Annotated in this window: 19 protein-coding genes, 1 other RNA gene and 1 pseudogene; 10 read left to right on the plus strand and 11 right to left on the minus strand. The window is 34.8% G+C overall.

Features of this window, described 5'->3' with window-relative positions; genetic code table 11:
* Nucleotides 1-207: 207 nt before the first annotated feature.
* Both H8909_RS02075 and H8909_RS02080 read right to left on the minus strand, forming a co-directional pair.
* Nucleotides 208-1,689 carry a glycoside hydrolase family 1 protein gene (locus tag H8909_RS02075; protein WP_187011657.1) on the minus strand — a complete coding sequence of 494 codons (1,482 nt, stop codon included), beginning with the start codon at nt 1,687-1,689 and terminating at the stop codon, nt 208-210.
* A 145-nt stretch (nt 1,690-1,834) separates the two neighbouring features.
* Nucleotides 1,835-2,926, minus strand: coding sequence for a DUF871 domain-containing protein (locus H8909_RS02080; RefSeq protein ID WP_006504857.1), 1,092 nt, complete (start codon nt 2,924-2,926; stop codon nt 1,835-1,837).
* Nucleotides 2,927-3,114: 188 nt separating this feature from the next.
* Between H8909_RS02080 and H8909_RS02085 the strand changes: the two genes are divergently transcribed.
* The 5 genes from H8909_RS02085 to ssrA all read left to right on the plus strand — a co-directional run bounded on the left by H8909_RS02085 (nt 3,115) and on the right by ssrA (nt 8,114).
* Nucleotides 3,115-4,824 carry an MraY family glycosyltransferase gene (locus H8909_RS02085; protein WP_187011658.1) on the plus strand — a complete coding sequence of 570 codons (1,710 nt, stop codon included), beginning with the start codon at nt 3,115-3,117 and terminating at the stop codon, nt 4,822-4,824.
* An 81-nt stretch (nt 4,825-4,905) separates the two neighbouring features.
* Entirely contained in the window at nt 4,906-5,127 is a 222-nt protein-coding gene (gene secG / locus H8909_RS02090; protein ID WP_006504859.1) for a preprotein translocase subunit SecG, read from the plus strand.
* Nucleotides 5,128-5,178: 51 nt separating this feature from the next.
* The gene (gene rnr, locus H8909_RS02095; protein ID WP_187011659.1) at nt 5,179-7,308 is read left to right on the plus strand and encodes a ribonuclease R; all 2,130 of its coding nucleotides are present in this window, start codon (nt 5,179-5,181) and stop codon (nt 7,306-7,308) included.
* A 5-nt stretch (nt 7,309-7,313) separates the two neighbouring features.
* Nucleotides 7,314-7,760 carry an SsrA-binding protein SmpB gene (gene smpB, locus H8909_RS02100; protein ID WP_187011660.1) on the plus strand — a complete coding sequence of 149 codons (447 nt, stop codon included), beginning with the start codon at nt 7,314-7,316 and terminating at the stop codon, nt 7,758-7,760.
* Nucleotide 7,761: 1 nt separating this feature from the next.
* Nucleotides 7,762-8,114: a transfer-messenger RNA gene (ssrA, locus tag H8909_RS02105) on the plus strand.
* A 303-nt stretch (nt 8,115-8,417) separates the two neighbouring features.
* Here ssrA and H8909_RS02110 read toward each other — a convergent pair.
* The 6 genes from H8909_RS02110 to H8909_RS02135 all read right to left on the minus strand — a co-directional run bounded on the left by H8909_RS02110 (nt 8,418) and on the right by H8909_RS02135 (nt 11,885).
* Nucleotides 8,418-9,608 carry a site-specific integrase gene (locus tag H8909_RS02110; protein ID WP_009271880.1) on the minus strand — a complete coding sequence of 397 codons (1,191 nt, stop codon included), beginning with the start codon at nt 9,606-9,608 and terminating at the stop codon, nt 8,418-8,420.
* A gap of 77 nt (nt 9,609-9,685) precedes the next feature.
* Nucleotides 9,686-9,889 carry an excisionase gene (locus tag H8909_RS02115; RefSeq protein ID WP_004613735.1) on the minus strand — a complete coding sequence of 68 codons (204 nt, stop codon included), beginning with the start codon at nt 9,887-9,889 and terminating at the stop codon, nt 9,686-9,688.
* A 374-nt stretch (nt 9,890-10,263) separates the two neighbouring features.
* On the minus strand, nt 10,264-10,506 hold the full coding sequence (locus tag H8909_RS02120) for a helix-turn-helix domain-containing protein (RefSeq protein ID WP_008787631.1): 243 nt from the start codon (nt 10,504-10,506) through the stop codon (nt 10,264-10,266).
* Nucleotides 10,496-10,924: an RNA polymerase sigma factor gene (locus H8909_RS02125; RefSeq protein WP_008787630.1), complete on the minus strand. Its 429-nt coding sequence runs from the start codon at nt 10,922-10,924 to the stop codon at nt 10,496-10,498. The genes H8909_RS02120 and H8909_RS02125 overlap by 11 nt, the downstream gene beginning before the upstream one ends.
* A 279-nt stretch (nt 10,925-11,203) precedes the next feature.
* The gene (locus H8909_RS02130) at nt 11,204-11,428 is read right to left on the minus strand and encodes a hypothetical protein (protein ID WP_008787629.1); all 225 of its coding nucleotides are present in this window, start codon (nt 11,426-11,428) and stop codon (nt 11,204-11,206) included.
* Nucleotides 11,429-11,459: 31 nt separating this feature from the next.
* Complete coding sequence (locus H8909_RS02135) at nt 11,460-11,885, minus strand: hypothetical protein (protein ID WP_008787628.1); 426 nt, start codon at nt 11,883-11,885, stop codon at nt 11,460-11,462.
* Here H8909_RS02135 and H8909_RS02140 point away from each other — a divergent pair.
* The 5 genes and pseudogenes from H8909_RS02140 (at nt 11,860) to H8909_RS02160 (ending at nt 13,943) form a co-directional block, all read left to right on the plus strand.
* A complete protein-coding gene (locus tag H8909_RS02140; protein ID WP_008787627.1) occupies nt 11,860-12,144 on the plus strand; it encodes a topoisomerase C-terminal repeat-containing protein in 285 nt (94 codons plus the stop codon). The two genes, H8909_RS02135 and H8909_RS02140, sit on opposite strands and share 26 nt — an antisense overlap.
* Before the next feature lie 205 nt (nt 12,145-12,349).
* Nucleotides 12,350-12,519, plus strand: a pseudogene (locus tag H8909_RS13695) (MLS leader peptide).
* Between the two features lie 48 nt (nt 12,520-12,567).
* A complete protein-coding gene (locus H8909_RS02150) occupies nt 12,568-12,651 on the plus strand; it encodes a 23S rRNA methyltransferase attenuation leader peptide (protein ID WP_023948524.1) in 84 nt (27 codons plus the stop codon).
* 124 nt (nt 12,652-12,775) lie between these two features.
* Nucleotides 12,776-13,513, plus strand: coding sequence for a 23S rRNA (adenine(2058)-N(6))-methyltransferase Erm(B) (gene erm(B), locus H8909_RS02155; RefSeq protein ID WP_002292226.1), 738 nt, complete (start codon nt 12,776-12,778; stop codon nt 13,511-13,513).
* A gap of 145 nt (nt 13,514-13,658) precedes the next feature.
* On the plus strand, nt 13,659-13,943 hold the full coding sequence (locus tag H8909_RS02160) for a topoisomerase C-terminal repeat-containing protein (RefSeq protein ID WP_002326770.1): 285 nt from the start codon (nt 13,659-13,661) through the stop codon (nt 13,941-13,943).
* Nucleotides 13,944-14,120: 177 nt separating this feature from the next.
* On the opposite strand, the gene H8909_RS02165 is transcribed toward H8909_RS02160, so the two are convergent.
* The 3 genes from H8909_RS02165 to H8909_RS02175 all read right to left on the minus strand — a co-directional run bounded on the left by H8909_RS02165 (nt 14,121) and on the right by H8909_RS02175 (nt 15,749).
* Complete coding sequence (locus H8909_RS02165; RefSeq protein WP_008787625.1) at nt 14,121-14,537, minus strand: hypothetical protein; 417 nt, start codon at nt 14,535-14,537, stop codon at nt 14,121-14,123.
* Nucleotides 14,534-14,737, minus strand: a complete 204-nt coding sequence (locus H8909_RS02170; protein ID WP_008787624.1) for a helix-turn-helix transcriptional regulator — start codon at nt 14,735-14,737, stop codon at nt 14,534-14,536. The genes H8909_RS02165 and H8909_RS02170 overlap by 4 nt, the downstream gene beginning before the upstream one ends.
* 100 nt (nt 14,738-14,837) lie before the next feature.
* Nucleotides 14,838-15,749, minus strand: a complete 912-nt coding sequence (locus tag H8909_RS02175) for a conjugal transfer protein (RefSeq protein WP_008787623.1) — start codon at nt 15,747-15,749, stop codon at nt 14,838-14,840.
* Between the last annotated feature and the right edge of the window lie 9 nt (nt 15,750-15,758).

Genomic DNA, 15,758 nt, shown 5'->3' on the forward strand with positions numbered 1-15,758 from the left:
AAACAGATACTACTCCTTCTACTCTTGTACGTATCTCAAAGAACCTATACAGATGGACACCTATTACCAAAAGTACAACATAATAATATGTGTACCAATGATTTATCTCATCTTGTGAATGCATCACTCTATGTATCTACAAGAGAAAAATCTTATAAGAAAAAATGGCGCAATTAACAGAATCACGCCAGTTCAGTAATTCAATTCTTAAGAATGAAGAATAGAGTCTCCATTTGTTTCAATGATTTCTTTATATTCTTCATAAGAATCTTTTAGTTTTCTTTCAAGTGTTCCATGTCCATCATTAAAACGATCTACATAGACAAAACCATAACGCTTCTTCATTTCTCCAGTACCTGCAGAAACAACATCAATAGGTCCCCAATATAAGTAACCCATGCATTCAACACCATCTAGAATGGCTTCATGAACATATTTTAAATGTTCCTTGATGTAATACATTCTATATTCATCATGAATATGTCCTGTTTCATCTAGATTTTCATCTAAACCAATACCATTTTCTACAATAAAGAGTGGTAAATGATAACGATCATATAAGATATTCATAACATAACGGATACCTTTTGGATCAACTGGCCAACACCAAGGTTCTGGTGAACATTCCTTTACAAATGGATTAGCACGTCCTTTTAATCCACCTGTATTACCATCCATACCAACAGACTGATCATATGTACTAGAACGATAATAACTAAATGAGAAGAATGCAACTGTATTTTCTTTTATTAACTGTAATTCATCTTCTCTCATTTCAGGTGCACAGTCATGTTCTCTCCATACACGTTTTACATAACCAGGAATTTCTCCTAAACAGAAGACATCACCAAAATAGAAGTTATTTAATCTTACTGTATTATATGCCCCAAAGACATTATCAGGATTGCAGTCATATGGATATGTTGCAACAGATGAACATGTTAACATACATCCTACCTGCGCATCCTTATCAATCTCACGGCATAGTTTAACTGTCCAGGCATTGGCTACACAAATATTATAGTAAGCAAGCCACTTATCTTTTTCAGTTGTTGAGCCAATAGGATCACTAGGATCTTTTGGATTATCAATAGTCAATACTCCACCAGCTACTAGTGGGTTGATCATCATATTATTGACTTCATTAAAAGTAAGCCAGTATTTTACTTTACCCTTATATCTCTTAAATACTGTAGTGACATAACGTTTCCAGAAGTCAATGAGTTTACGGTTACTCCATCCTCCATATTCAGTAATAAGATGAAGAGGTGTTTCATAATGACTTAATGTGATTACTGGTTCCATACCCAATTCCAACATTGTTTCAATCATATCATCATAGAAAGCTAAACCTTTTTCATTAGGTGTTTCTTCATCCCCATTAGGGAAGATTCTACCCCAGGCAATAGATGTTCTAAAGCAGTTAAAGCCCATACCAGACATTAACTTTAAGTCTTCTTTATATCTGTGATAGAAGTCAATGGCTTCATGACTTAAGTATGCTTTATTAGGGTCTAAGCACATTTCATATTTCTTTGTTTCTTCATTCCATTTAATACCAGGATCCTTAGAACCAATACCCACCATGACATCAGTGACATTAGGTTCTTTACCATCTTCTAGCCAGGCTCCTTCACATTGATTGGCAGCAACAGCGCCACCCCATAAAAAATTCTTTGGAAAACTCATATTCTTTTCCCTCCTATGATTTTATTCTAATCTAAAATAAGAAAAGATATGTTGTTCTTCCTATTTATGAAAAATATTTCTAAATATGAAAATATGTGAATCTCGCGTTAAAAGGCTATATGCATCATGCATATAGCCTCAACTATTATTTAATAATCTTGAAATAGTGACCTGGTTCAATCATGTCTAAGAACATCATTTCTTCTTCTTTTACATGACCACAAAGGTTTCTTTCACCATCATTTGGAATATCTCTTAATGCGATTTCTAATTCACCACGATAATGAGCTAAATTATCATTCACGATTAATACATCACCACGATGGAACATCTTCTGTTCTGTTTCACGATGTGGAATGCTTTCATTCTTATACTTTACTCTGCTTCCAGATGAACGTAAGAAGAATGAAGAATGATCATAACGGTCCCAATGTGGATAGTAATCATAAATGATTTCCTTTTCAACATCTGATAAACCTTCTACTTCATCAATCTTGAAGCAGATGTTCTGATAATCAACTTCTGATAAAGCTTTTAATTCTTCTTCTGAAGCATAAGCATTACCAATGATAATATCATCAACATCTCCAGTTGCAAGCATTAAACGAGCCTGTAAATCAATTGGAAGACCTCTTAAGATTTCTACTGTTGGTAATCCACAGAATACATTCCAAGGACCATGTGTATGTGGCTGGTTACTTGATACGAATGCTGCTGTATGAAGATTTAATGATTTCCAATAAGCATTGAAGTTAACGAAATAGTTCCAGTCTAAACCAGAATATCTTTCTGGGAAGAAGTTATGACAGATAATAACCTGATCCTTGTTTCCACCCTGTTCTAATAATAATTCAACACCCTGGTCCATAGAACCGTTGAATTCAATCTGAATATTATAAGGGTTTCTAGTAACCTGGATATCTCCTGTAGTACCAAATGAACCATCTAAACGGATGATATCTACACCCATATCATGGAATGGTTTTAAATCACTATAAGTAGCTCCTAAATGTTTAAATACTTCTGGGTTAGTATCTACTGCAACAACATAACCTAAAGAATGTGCCTTATCCATGAATTCTCCAAAGTCCTTCATGATCTTTTCTTTTGGATCATTCACTGATAATAAACAAGTAAAGATTCTTGAGAAGCCATACTTAGCAGCAAGTTCTAAGTAATCATAAACTTCTTTCTGAGTTGATTTTTCAGGATAAACTGAAATTCCTAAGCGATGCATAATAAATCCTCCTATTTTTATTTTCCGATAACATTATATCATTTATACCAACAAAAACAACATGTATTTTACATGGTATAAATACGCTCTATCTATATTATACAATAGTTGATTTAGTTTGCGTTAGATTTCATTATTTTGCACATGCTTTCTATTTGATATATAATGAGCATAATAAGGAGGCTTCTATGACACTCAATAATATATTAGCGTTCTGTGTGACATTCATTATATCAGTCATCCTAACCCCTTTTATCGGTAAAATCACAAAAGAAATGGGTATAATAGCTCATACTAATAATAGAACTGTACATCATGGTATTATTCCTCGTACAGGTGGATATGCCATCTATGTGGCATTCCTTATAGGGGCAATGGTATTCCTTAAAACAGATAATCAGATCAACTCTATATTAATAGGTGGTTTGATTGTTTTCTTGTTTGGCTTATATGATGATATTCATGACCTTCCTCCAAAGATGAAGGTTCTTGGACAGGTCGCTGCAGCACTTATAGTCATATTTTATGGTGGTATATCTTTAAAGGGATTTACTATTCCTTATATTCCTACTATTCTTTCTTATTCTATTGCCTTAATAGTCACTCTAGGATGGATTGTAGGTATTACCAATGCAGTAAACCTTATTGATGGATTAGATGGTTTATGTGGTGGAATATCCATGATTGTATTAGTTACTACAGGACTCATTTCTATCCATTATGGACGTACAGATATCACTTCATTAACACTCTTACTTGCAGGATCCATTGGAGGATTTTTAGTATTTAATTTCCATCCTGCAAAAATATTTATGGGTGACTGTGGGGCTTTATTTATTGGCTTCATGTTATCTGTGATTTCTTTATTAGGATTTGGATTCAAGACCTCTACATTCTTTACTTTAGGGGCACCTATTGTCGTATTGGCAGTACCTATTATGGATACACTCATTGCGATTATTAGACGTAAAGTACATCATCAACGCTTTGATGAAGCAGATAAAGGACATTTACATCATAAATTGATGTTCTCACTAGAACTAGGTCAGACTAAGAGTGTTCTTATTCTATATATTGCGACCGCATTATTCTCTATCTGCTCATTTATCCATATATATAGTGTAACTGCATCAATTCTATTATTCGCATTATTACTCCTTGTATTTGAGATATTCGTGGAATATACCAATATGATTTCACGTAAATATAAACCAATTCTTACAATTCTCAATATATTCTTAAAAAGAGATGATTTACCAAAGATCAAAGAATCTAAGACATATTTAATGATAGCAAAAAGACATCATGTGAAATATATTCTTATTGGATTCTTATGTGCTGTGATTGCAGTAAGTGGCGTCCTTGTTTATCATAGTCATAATGATAAGAAGCCAGTTGTGAATACTCCAGTCATTACTTATGAGATGCCAAATCATCCTACTTCTTTAATGAAATCAGTACATGAAGATATTAATGCATCTCATACTAAGAGAAATACATGTCAAAATGTTGCTGCATTATTTGCGATTGATTTCTTTACTATTTCTAATAAGAAAAAAGATGAGATTGGTGGTGCGCAGTATTTCTATAGTGATCGTTTAGCTAACTTTGAAGAGTTTGCGAAGTCTAGCTATTATGCGAATGTGAATGATATGATTGCGAATAAAACAAATCTTGATGAAGTCACAACATATGAAGTGAACTATACAAGAGCATCCGATGTCACATTAAGTGGTTTAGAGGATTATGAATATACGGATGTTGGATTAGAAATTACATTTAATAAAAAGAATTTCTATTACAACTATCAAACAATCAACATTAAAATAACACTTATAGAAAAGAATAACCGTTTTAGTATTGTATCCCTTGATTACAACAATGGTGCGAACAAATAAAGGTGTTGTAATCAATATATTTTTATGATATTATTTATTCGCTAATGTAGAAAAAGTCTAAAAGAGAAGGAGGCAGGAAAAATGTTAGAAGTACTTTTGATCATTGTTTCTATAGCCCTAATTATTGTGTGTCTTTTACAAACGGGAAAAACTGATGGTATTGTTAATGCATTAACTGGCCAGAGCTCTAATCTTTTTGCACAGCAAAAAGAAAGAGGTGTGGATTTAGTTCTTACACGTATTACTGTGGGACTAGGTATTGCATTCTTTGTTATCGCAATTCTTATTAAAATGGCAGGATAATAATAAAGGGGCACTTATGAGTGCCTCTTTTCTTTTGTTGGAGGTGAATATATGAAAGAAGATGTTTTAGAATTATTACAGAATAAAGACTTAAAAGATAGAAAAATAGATGCTCTAGCAAGTGCACTACATTATGATTCTACTGAAGAATATATCGCATTTGTAAAGCTTATGAATAGATTAGAAGAAGATGGTGAAGTGATTAGAGATAATCAGAATAACTATCATTCAATAGATGATTTCCATTATTTAAAAGGTGTTTTGAGTTTAAATAAAAAGGGATTTGGTTTTGTAAAAGTTGATGAAGAGACTGAATACTATATTAATAGTAAGAACCTCAATGGTGCTTTTGATCAGGATGAGGTTATGATTGAAACAACTGTCTATAGAGGAAAACCTGAAGGACGTGTTGTAAAGATCATTAAGCGTGGTATGACTCGACTTGTTGGATTAGTCAGAAAAGGTAGAAGAGAACTCATCATCATGCCTGATGATCCTAAGTTTACTGATTGGATTTATGTAGATGAAGCCCATGCACATGGAGCTATGCCTGGACATAAGGTTGTTGTAGAAATTAAGAAGTACAAGCCTTATTTAAAGGGTGATATTGTTAAGATTATTGGTCATAAGAATGATCCTGGTGTAGATATCTTATCTGTTGTGAATAAGTATGATGTAGATATTGATTTCCCACAGGCAGTCTATGATGAGATTGAGTCTATTCCTCAGTCTATTGATCCAAGTGATATTCCTAATCGTTTAGATATTAGAGATTGGCAGATTGTGACTATTGATGGTGATGATGCCAAGGATTTGGATGATGCGATTTCTTTAAAGAAATTAGATAATGGGAATTATCAGTTAGGTGTTCATATTGCGGATGTTTCATTCTATGCAGAAGAAGGAACTGAATTAAACAAGGAAGCGATTAGAAGAGGGACTTCTATTTATCTTGTAGATAGAGTGATTCCTATGCTGCCTCATAAGTTATCTAATGGGATCTGTTCACTTAATGAAGGTGTGGACCGTTATGCAATTAGCTGTATTATGGAAATCAATGATAAAGGTCAGGTTGTAGATCATAATATCTACCCTACTGTTATTAGAAGTTCTCATCGTATGACATACAATAATGTGAATGCAATTCTTGCAGGTCATAAAGGACTAAAGAAGAAATACAGTGATGCTGTTGAGTTATTCTTTAATATGAAAGAATTAGCTGCTATCTTAAGAAAGAAGAGAGATCGTCGTGGTGCGATTGACTTTGATGTAGATGAAGCAAAGGTTCTTGTAGATGATAAAGGACGTGCTGTAGATGTTGTCTTAAGAAATCGTGGTGAGAGTGATCATATTATTGAAGAGTTCATGTTATGTGCTAATGAAACAGTGGCTGAACACTTTAAATGGATGGATGTACCTTTTATCTATCGTATACATGAGTATCCTAAAAAAGAGAAGTTACAACAATTTGTTTCCATTGCGAAGCCTTTGGGTTATACTATTCATGGGTCTCTTGAAAAGATCAACCCTCATGAATTAGCACGTATGATTGAAGAATCTAAGGGAACACCTGAGCATGATATTATTTCCACATTATTATTAAGATCAATGCAGAAAGCACGTTATGATGCTCAATGTCTTGGACACTTCGGTCTTGCAGATGAATTCTATACACACTTCACATCACCTATTAGACGTTATCCAGACTTATTGGTACATCGTTTGATTAGAACTTACTTATTTAAGAATGATTATTCTAGAATGAATGAGTTTGAAGAAATGATTCCAGTACTTGCTGAACAGTCTTCTAATCGTGAAAGAATTGCGATTGATATTGAACGTGAAGTAGAAGATATGAAGAAAGCTGAATTTATGTCTCATCATGTTGGTGAGGTATTTGATGGTTATATTTCTTCTATTACAAGTTTTGGATTCTTTGTATCACTTCCTAATACCATCGAAGGTCTTGTTCATATGACTTCCTTAACAGATGATTATTATGCTTATGATGAAAAGAATCTTATTCTTATCGGTGAACATACAGGACGTATGTTCAAGATGAGTGATCCAGTAAAGGTCAGAGTAACTGAAGCAAATAAGCTAGAAAAGACAATTGACTTCGAGCTTGTAAAAGCTGGAAGTCATAGAAAGAAGAAAAGAAAATTCCGTACAAGAAGGTAATATATATGAAAATCATCTCAAATAACAAAAAAGCATATCATGATTATTTTATCCTAGAAACTTTTGAAGCAGGTATTGAACTAAAAGGTACTGAAATCAAGTCTATTCGCAAAGGCAGTGCCAACCTTAAGGACTGTTTTGTAAGAATTAAAGACCATGAAGCTTTTATTGAGAATATGTATATTGCCCCTTATGAAAATGGAAATATCTTTAATCATGAACCTAGACGTATTAGAAAACTATTGCTTCATAAGAAAGAAATTAGTAAACTAGAGAAGAAGGTTCATGAGGATGGTTTAACAATCGTTCCTACAAAGCTTTACTTCAATACCTCAAAAGCAAAGTTAGAAATTGCTCTTGCAAAAGGTAAGAAGCTTTATGACAAGCGTAATGATTTAAAAGAAAAAGATGCTAAGCGCGATATTGAGAAAGCTCTCAAACGCGCTTATTAATGGGGGCGTCTTGGATTCGACAGGGGTCAGTTTGAATCAGGCAGCAGTCGTTGGCAAACGTTACATGCACAAACAAATATCTGGAAACAGAACAAATTACGCTTTCGCTTAATAGTCGACATAGACTTGCGAATGCAGACCTATCTGCGCTTACACCTTTAGAGTCTGTAACATAACCTGTAAGATAAGGGATATAGGATGTTCTGACTATATTCATGAAAATCAATCAGAAATCGGTATGCGAAAGATTGCTTATTGATCGTAACATACTTAAATTGATTCAATAAGATAAACTGTAGACACCTGATATGGAACGGCTTTTGGACGGGGGTTCGATTCCCCCCGCCTCCACCAAATTTAAGAGTTAAAATGGATGTCATCAAAAAAACTGATGAAATCAACATTTTTTAAGATATTTTAAAAAATCAAGAAATAGCGATTTATGTGGGTGTCACTACCTAGAAATCGCTATTTTTTACTTTAAAAACTTACTAAATTTCTGATTATCTTTTCATAAGTTGGTAAATGCCGATATATCCCGTATTTTAGGGCTTTATCGGTATTTTCTTTTTGGAAGATACCTTGCATAAGCTGGCATTTACCAGCATGAAAATGCAACCAAAAGTAGTAAATGAGTAGTAAATATAAGCTCCGATATTAACAAGCCAGTCTTTCCAGTTCCGCTTTTGCAGATTGAAATGTACCGTGTGCGTAATAGCCAAGTGTCATGGTTATGTTAGCGTGTCCCATGAGATATTGCAGGGTGTTTGGGTTCATTCCTCTATTTGCCATATTCGTACAATAAGTATGCCTGAATGAATGTGGTGTGATGTTCGGTAACTTATCCGTGTGATACTTGTTATATTTCTTAATCAATCCTCGCACCATACCCTCATAGTTTCCTGCAACTTTAGGCAAGCCCTCACGGTTTAAGAATAGGAAATTGCTGTAACCACCTACAATCAGCGGTTGTGCTTTTCCTCTGCTCTTTAGTATTCTTTGGATTGCTTGATAAGCCCGTTCTGTCAATGGAAGTTCCCGTTTTCCGTTTTTGGTCTTTGGTGTTTCAATATAGTAGCCTATTTCGCTATCTTTCAATAGCTGGTGGTCTATATTGAGTATTCTGTTCTGCATATCAATATGCGTCGTCAGTCCGCAAAATTCAGAAATACGAAGTCCCGTTTCCAGCAGAAGCACAACCTCATCATAATACTTGCTGTAAATCTTGTCCTTTTCCATAAAGGCAAGCAGGCGTTCTTCCTGCTCTGGTGTAAGGATAACTTTCTGCTCCGTATCATCTTCCAGAACATCACTTAGCTTAAATTCAAACGGGTTCTTTCTGATACAGTCGTCTTGTATCGCCATGTAAAATGACGCTTTCAAGGAACGCTTATAGTTATCAATCGTTTTATAGGCATATCCTTTTTCACTCATTCTGATAGCCCATTCTTTAGCGTCCGATTGCTTCACAGTATCAATCGCCCTCATACCCAACGGGTCGTTTTTCAGAGCGTTCATAAGATACTGTCGTCCTTTTTCAGTAGCCCTTTTGATGTTCTTTCTTTGGCTGTTCTTCTTGTCGTAGAGCTGGCAGACTGTCATTTTACCGCCGACTGTGTCGATACCGTCGTTAAGGTCTTTTTTTATCTGTGCTTCTTTTTCCCTCAACGATATATCATCACGCTTTCCAGCAGGTGTCTTGTCTGTCGGTACAAGTTTCCAAGAATAGACAAATTGTGGCTTTCCGTATATATCGGTATATTTATAAACGTATCTTCCGTCTTTTCGCTGGCTCTCTCCATTACGCAAATTGCGATTTTTACCGTCTTTTCGTTTTACATTAGACATAGTGTAAAGCTCCTTTCCGTCATGGAATGAGCCGTGATACGCTATATTTATTATACCATATCTACGGCTCAATGACATTAGATTTCGTCCAATGTATCTATGATTTTTTCAAATTGTTTTCGCTTAATCTGAATACGGTTACCGTTCACGATAACCCAGCCAGCGTCAATATTTTCTTCGGCTAATTTACGCAATTTCTTTTCGCCAATGCGGAAGTATTTGGACGCTTCTTCAATCGTCAGCGTATATTTTTCCCAGATAGGCACATCAGTATTGTTCATAATCTATGCACCCCCTTTACTGTGTGTCATTTTTTACAAGCAGGCAGACGGCTTTGGAAAGCTCCGTTAGTATCTCAACTATTCCCATTCTTGTGGGCAGAACCGCACCATGCGGACGTATCATTATTCTGTGAGGATAGGTCGTGGCAAAACGACTTTTCCAACAGTCGCTCTCGGATCACTGCGTGGGTCGCTCGCTTTCTTTTGAAAAGGTCGTGGCGTACAGTCCCCGTGGCTCGCTATCTCACAAACGTATCTGTCTGCTTTATTCAGTTGTCAAAGAGCTGTGGCGAAAGCGTGTTGCTTTCATGTAAAAGCAGGGGCAGAGCAGGAAAGAGGGGATTGAACAAATCATGCTCTGCGGTTACTGCTTGTTATTCTTCGGTTTCTAAAGGAATATCAAAGTCCAAAATCATTTTGATAAGTGCTTCTCTGATACGTCCTTTTAATTCCATGTCTACGACTATGCAGACATTACCATATTTGTCGTAGAACGGACGCAAACAACATTTTGATATGTACGGGTCATACAACGCCAGTATCTTTTCAATCGCATTTACGTTGCCGTCCACAGCCGACGAAATAAGGTAAAATGACGGGCGTGTGTTATTCATCATTCATGTTCTCCTTTAATTTTTTCTTGATTTCTTCAAGTGAGTTCTTCCTACTGCGGAACGACGTTGAACGGTTAATCTTTAATCTGTCGCCGATTTCTGTATCGCTCATGCCTAAGAAGAAATACATCAACAAGATTTCTCTGTCTTTTTCAGACAGATACTTAATCGCTTCTGCTAAATCATCATCAAGGACACGAACCTCAATACCACATACATCAAAGGCGGTATAATCGCTTTCGTATTCGTCCCAGACTGCCAGCTTTTCTACGACGATTTCTGGAAGTTCACAATAGGAAATTTCCTTATTTCTTCGTCGCTTTAATTCTTTGCGATAATTACGGACAATGCCTTTCACTACACGTTTGAGCTTGCAGTCAAATTGACATTGTATTGTCTTTTGGAAGTCCGACGGTTTCATATCATCACACCCCCTTTCCGTTATGACGTGAAAAGTGTTTATCCCTCTTTCCGCACCATATCTGTACAGCAAGGTGTGATTTGTTGCATGATTTTGAAAAAAAATGAAAAAATTTTTTCGGGTACAAAAAAAGCCCGCACAAAACATATAGTCTGTACGAGCTATTAAAGCTGTGAGATATTCAGTTGTTAATAAAATGCTGTTAGGTAGTGTATGACCGTATAAGATTATGCTTAAAACTTTCCATGACACAAGCCCCCTTACAGCACTTGATTTCTATTAAACTTTTGTCTTTTTTGTAATCTTGTAAATATATTCTTCTGGAGTAGGGCGTTTATTTCCAAAATACTTTCTGAAATTCTCCTGCACTTCTGGGTCGGTGCTGTTCATAGCTTCATCAATCGTCGCTTCAATATCAGCTCGAACATCAGCTAATGACACACCGCCAGCTTTTGCACCAGCTTTCAATGCTTTTTTAATATCTCGTTTTTTAAGTCCTATCATAGTATTACCTCGTCACAATTTACTGAATGTTTTAGAAATGTTTTTCAAAATGCTTATATAGAATAATCCCTAAAAATGTTTGCAGTAGGAATAAACCAAATATAATGCCTATAATCCATGCTTCAATATGAAGTAACGCAAGTACAAAAGCAACAAACAAGTACACGAAAGTCATTAACTGATATACTAAAGAACCAGCTTTCATTCTTAAAAATATTTTTCTTTCATCAACATTATTGATGTGATTTTCTCTATTTATATTTTGTAATTTTTCTTTATTTTTTGGCATTTCATAATAACAAATTTTCAATAATTGAACACCAGAAGCAAAAGCTAAACCGAACCCCATTGCGTAAAAAAGTGTAGCGTAATAATCAGTATCAATAACGAAATATCCAAAACATATAAAGATTATACCTATAATAATCTCAATGATAAATGATAATTTTTTCTTCATTGTTAATTCCACCTTTCAAAAGACTACATTTTCTGTATTAAAAAAATCGTTTTATGGTTGTTCAAATTATCCTGAATGTAAGTTTACTTTAGCTGAACATTTTAGAAAGAAAAAACTAACCAAAACGAATGTAAAAGAATTACTGGAGGGAAAAGAAACCCTGGTAAAAGGAATCAAAAACAAAGAGAAAAAGCCCTACAATGCCGTTGTAAAAATTGGGGAAAAGGGATATATTGATTTTATATCTTTCTCAAAATAAACATAAAAGCCCTTTAAAGAGGGCTTTTATATATTAATCACAAATCACTTATCACAAATCACTTATCACAAATCACAAGTGATTTGTGATTGTTGATGATAAAATAAGAATAAGAAGAAATAGAAAGAAGTGAGTGATTGTGGGAAATTTAGGCGCACAAAAAGAAAAACGAAATGATACACCAATCAGTGCAAAAAAAGATATAATGGGAGATAAGACGGTTCGTGTTCGTGCTGACTTGCACCATATCATAAAAATCGAAACAGCAAAGAATGGCGGAAACGTAAAAGAAGTTATGGAAATAAGACTTAGAAGCAAACTTAAGAGTGTGTTGATATTGCAGTATCTTAAAATTTTGTGTATAATAGGAATTGAAGTTAAATTAGATGCTAAAAATTTGTAATTAAGAAGGAGGGATTCGTCATGTTGGTATTCCAAATGCGTAATGTAGATAAAACATCTACTATTTTGAAACAGACTAAAAACAGTGATTACGCAGATAAATAAATACGTTAGATTAATTCCTACCAGTGACTAATCTTATGACTTTTTAAACAGATAACTAAAATTACAAACAAATCGTTTAACTTCTGTATTTATTTACAGATGTAATCACTTCAGGAGTGATTACATGAACAAAAATATAAAATATTCTCAAAACTTTTTAACGAGTGAAAAAGTACTCAACCAAATAATAAAACAATTGAATTTAAAAGAAACCGATACCGTTTACGAAATTGGAACAGGTAAAGGGCATTTAACGACGAAACTGGCTAAAATAAGTAAACAGGTAACGTCTATTGAATTAGACAGTCATCTATTCAACTTATCGTCAGAAAAATTAAAACTGAATACTCGTGTCACTTTAATTCACCAAGATATTCTACAGTTTCAATTCCCTAACAAACAGAGGTATAAAATTGTTGGGAGTATTCCTTACCATTTAAGCACACAAATTATTAAAAAAGTGGTTTTTGAAAGCCATGCGTCTGACATCTATCTGATTGTTGAAGAAGGATTCTACAAGCGTACCTTGGATATTCACCGAACACTAGGGTTGCTCTTGCACACTCAAGTCTCGATTCAGCAATTGCTTAAGCTGCCAGCGGAATGCTTTCATCCTAAACCAAAAGTAAACAGTGTCTTAATAAAACTTACCCGCCATACCACAGATGTTCCAGATAAATATTGGAAGCTATATACGTACTTTGTTTCAAAATGGGTCAATCGAGAATATCGTCAACTGTTTACTAAAAATCAGTTTCATCAAGCAATGAAACACGCCAAAGTAAACAATTTAAGTACCGTTACTTATGAGCAAGTATTGTCTATTTTTAATAGTTATCTATTATTTAACGGGAGGAAATAATTCTATGAGTCGCTTTTTTAAATTTGGAAAGTTACACGTTACTAAAGGGAATGGAGATAAATTATTAGATATACTACTGACAGCTTCCAAGAAGCTAAAGAGGTCCCTAGCGCCTACGGGGAATTTGTATCGATAAGGGGTACAAATTCCCACTAAGCGCTCGGGACCCCTTGTAGGAAAATGTCCTAAGTGTGGCAACAATATTGTATTAAAAAAATCGTTTTATGGTTGTTCAAATTATCCTGAATGTAAGTTTACTTTAGCTGAACATTTTAGAAAGAAAAAACTAACCAAAACGAATGTAAAAGAATTACTGGAGGGAAAAGAAACCCTGGTAAAAGGAATCAAAAACAAAGAGAAAAAGCCCTACAATGCCGTTGTAAAAATTGGGGAAAAGGGATATATTGATTTTATCTCTTTTTCAAAATAAACATAAAAGCCCTTTAAAGAGGGCTTTTATATATTAATCACAAATCACTTATCACAAATCACAAGTGATTAATCACAAATCACTTGTGATTTGTGATTCTTAATGATACAATATTACTATACAAAAAAAGAATGGGGCGTAGTTATGGAGAAGGAAAAACTAAAAATACTTGAAGAATTAAGACGTATTTTTATCTAAATAACGAGCTGTTATAACCCATGTAATTTGTCCGATAGCAATAACTCCTGCTATCGAAAAAAACACAACTTTACTCATATATCCCATAAAGACAAGAGCAAATAATACAAGAACCAATAATGTAAGTGTTACTTTATAAGCATTCGCAAGAGAAGCATTAGTAATTGCGATATTTCTTTCATCATTTTCTAATATTTGCATTTCTTTTGTTGGCTTACTGAATATATCACAACCCATAAAAATCAATATTATTCCAATAAGCGTTGTACCATAGACAACCAAATCTGGACGAGGTACGGGCAATAGTTGGTGTACGCCTAAACCATAAGTTAGTAAACCACCTAAAAAGATTATTACACCGATAAATAATTCAACTTTTTGTATCTTATGTTTCATTTGCTTTCCTCCTCATAAATAAATATTTCTTCAATACTCATTTGAAAGTACCTTGCAATTTTAAAAGCTAAGATAATAGAGGGATTGTAGCGTCCATTTTCTAAAGAGCCTATTGTTTGACGAGATACTTCAAGAGCAGTCGCTAAATCTTCTTGTTTAATACCTCTTTGTTTTCGTAATTCTTCTAAACGATTTTTCACAACATACCCCTTTCTTGAACAAATGGAAAGTTTGCTTTCCTTTTCTAATCTTATGATACTCCTGCAAGTAAAGAATGTCAAGCAAACTTTCCATATTTTATTATCCTACAATCTTCCAGTTGCTATCCTTATGTAGCACAAGTTCATACTGCGATATTTGTGTAGCCTTTGTCTGATTATCAAGGAATTTCACAGCAACTTTGACTTTCACATTGTCCCCGTCCTTTGTAAAGATAGGGTTTACCAGTTCAGCATAAATGTAGTCCCTGCCGATAGGCTCAAGCACATTTCCCGATACATAGTAGGCAAGCTCTTTTTCTGTGGCTGTCGGGTACAGCTTAAAGAATGTTTCAAGAAATGCAGTAGCGTCATTGACGGTATCAGCGTCTACACTTGCATTTGCTTCTGGTGTCTTAGGCTCATAATCTGATTTCTCGATTGCTGGTGCAAGGGTAGGGTTCTGAACGATTACCATATCCCCGTCAGCGTCTACATGGACTTTTACGGTATAGGTTGCTTTCACATTGCTTGTCTGTTCTCCCTCTTTTATCTGCTGATCCACTTCGTAGGTAGCAGAAAAAGTGTCCGTTCCCGACTGTTCAATACTCCATACAATCACATCTGTAACTGTGGAGCTAGTCGGTATATCGGTTCTAATGGTATCCACATTCAAGTCCTGCAATTCCTTTGTCAGATAACCGCTGATTGCCTGCGTCCTTGCTTCAATCGCTTCTTTGCTGTTACTCCATGTGTAGTAGGGCTTTGCAAAGTTCTTCACAAAATTTTCTATCCCGTTGGTGTCCTGCAAGCGAAGCTCTATGATTTCTTTTTCATGGGTCGTGTGCTGGTCGATAGCCGTAAAATTCTTATACGCCCCAAAGCTCACGCTTGCGATAAGCACCACCCACAATGCAATCACGGATTTTTTATGTGTGCCTACCTTGAAAGTACGCACCTTTTTTTCTTTGGGTTCTTTGATAGTTTCTGTCTGTTTCTTATTCTTTCTAAACATGATGAAATC

It is taken from the genome of Catenibacterium faecis (assembly GCF_014306455.1).
In the GTDB taxonomy this organism is placed as follows: domain Bacteria; phylum Bacillota_I; class Bacilli_A; order Erysipelotrichales; family Coprobacillaceae; genus Catenibacterium; species Catenibacterium mitsuoka_A.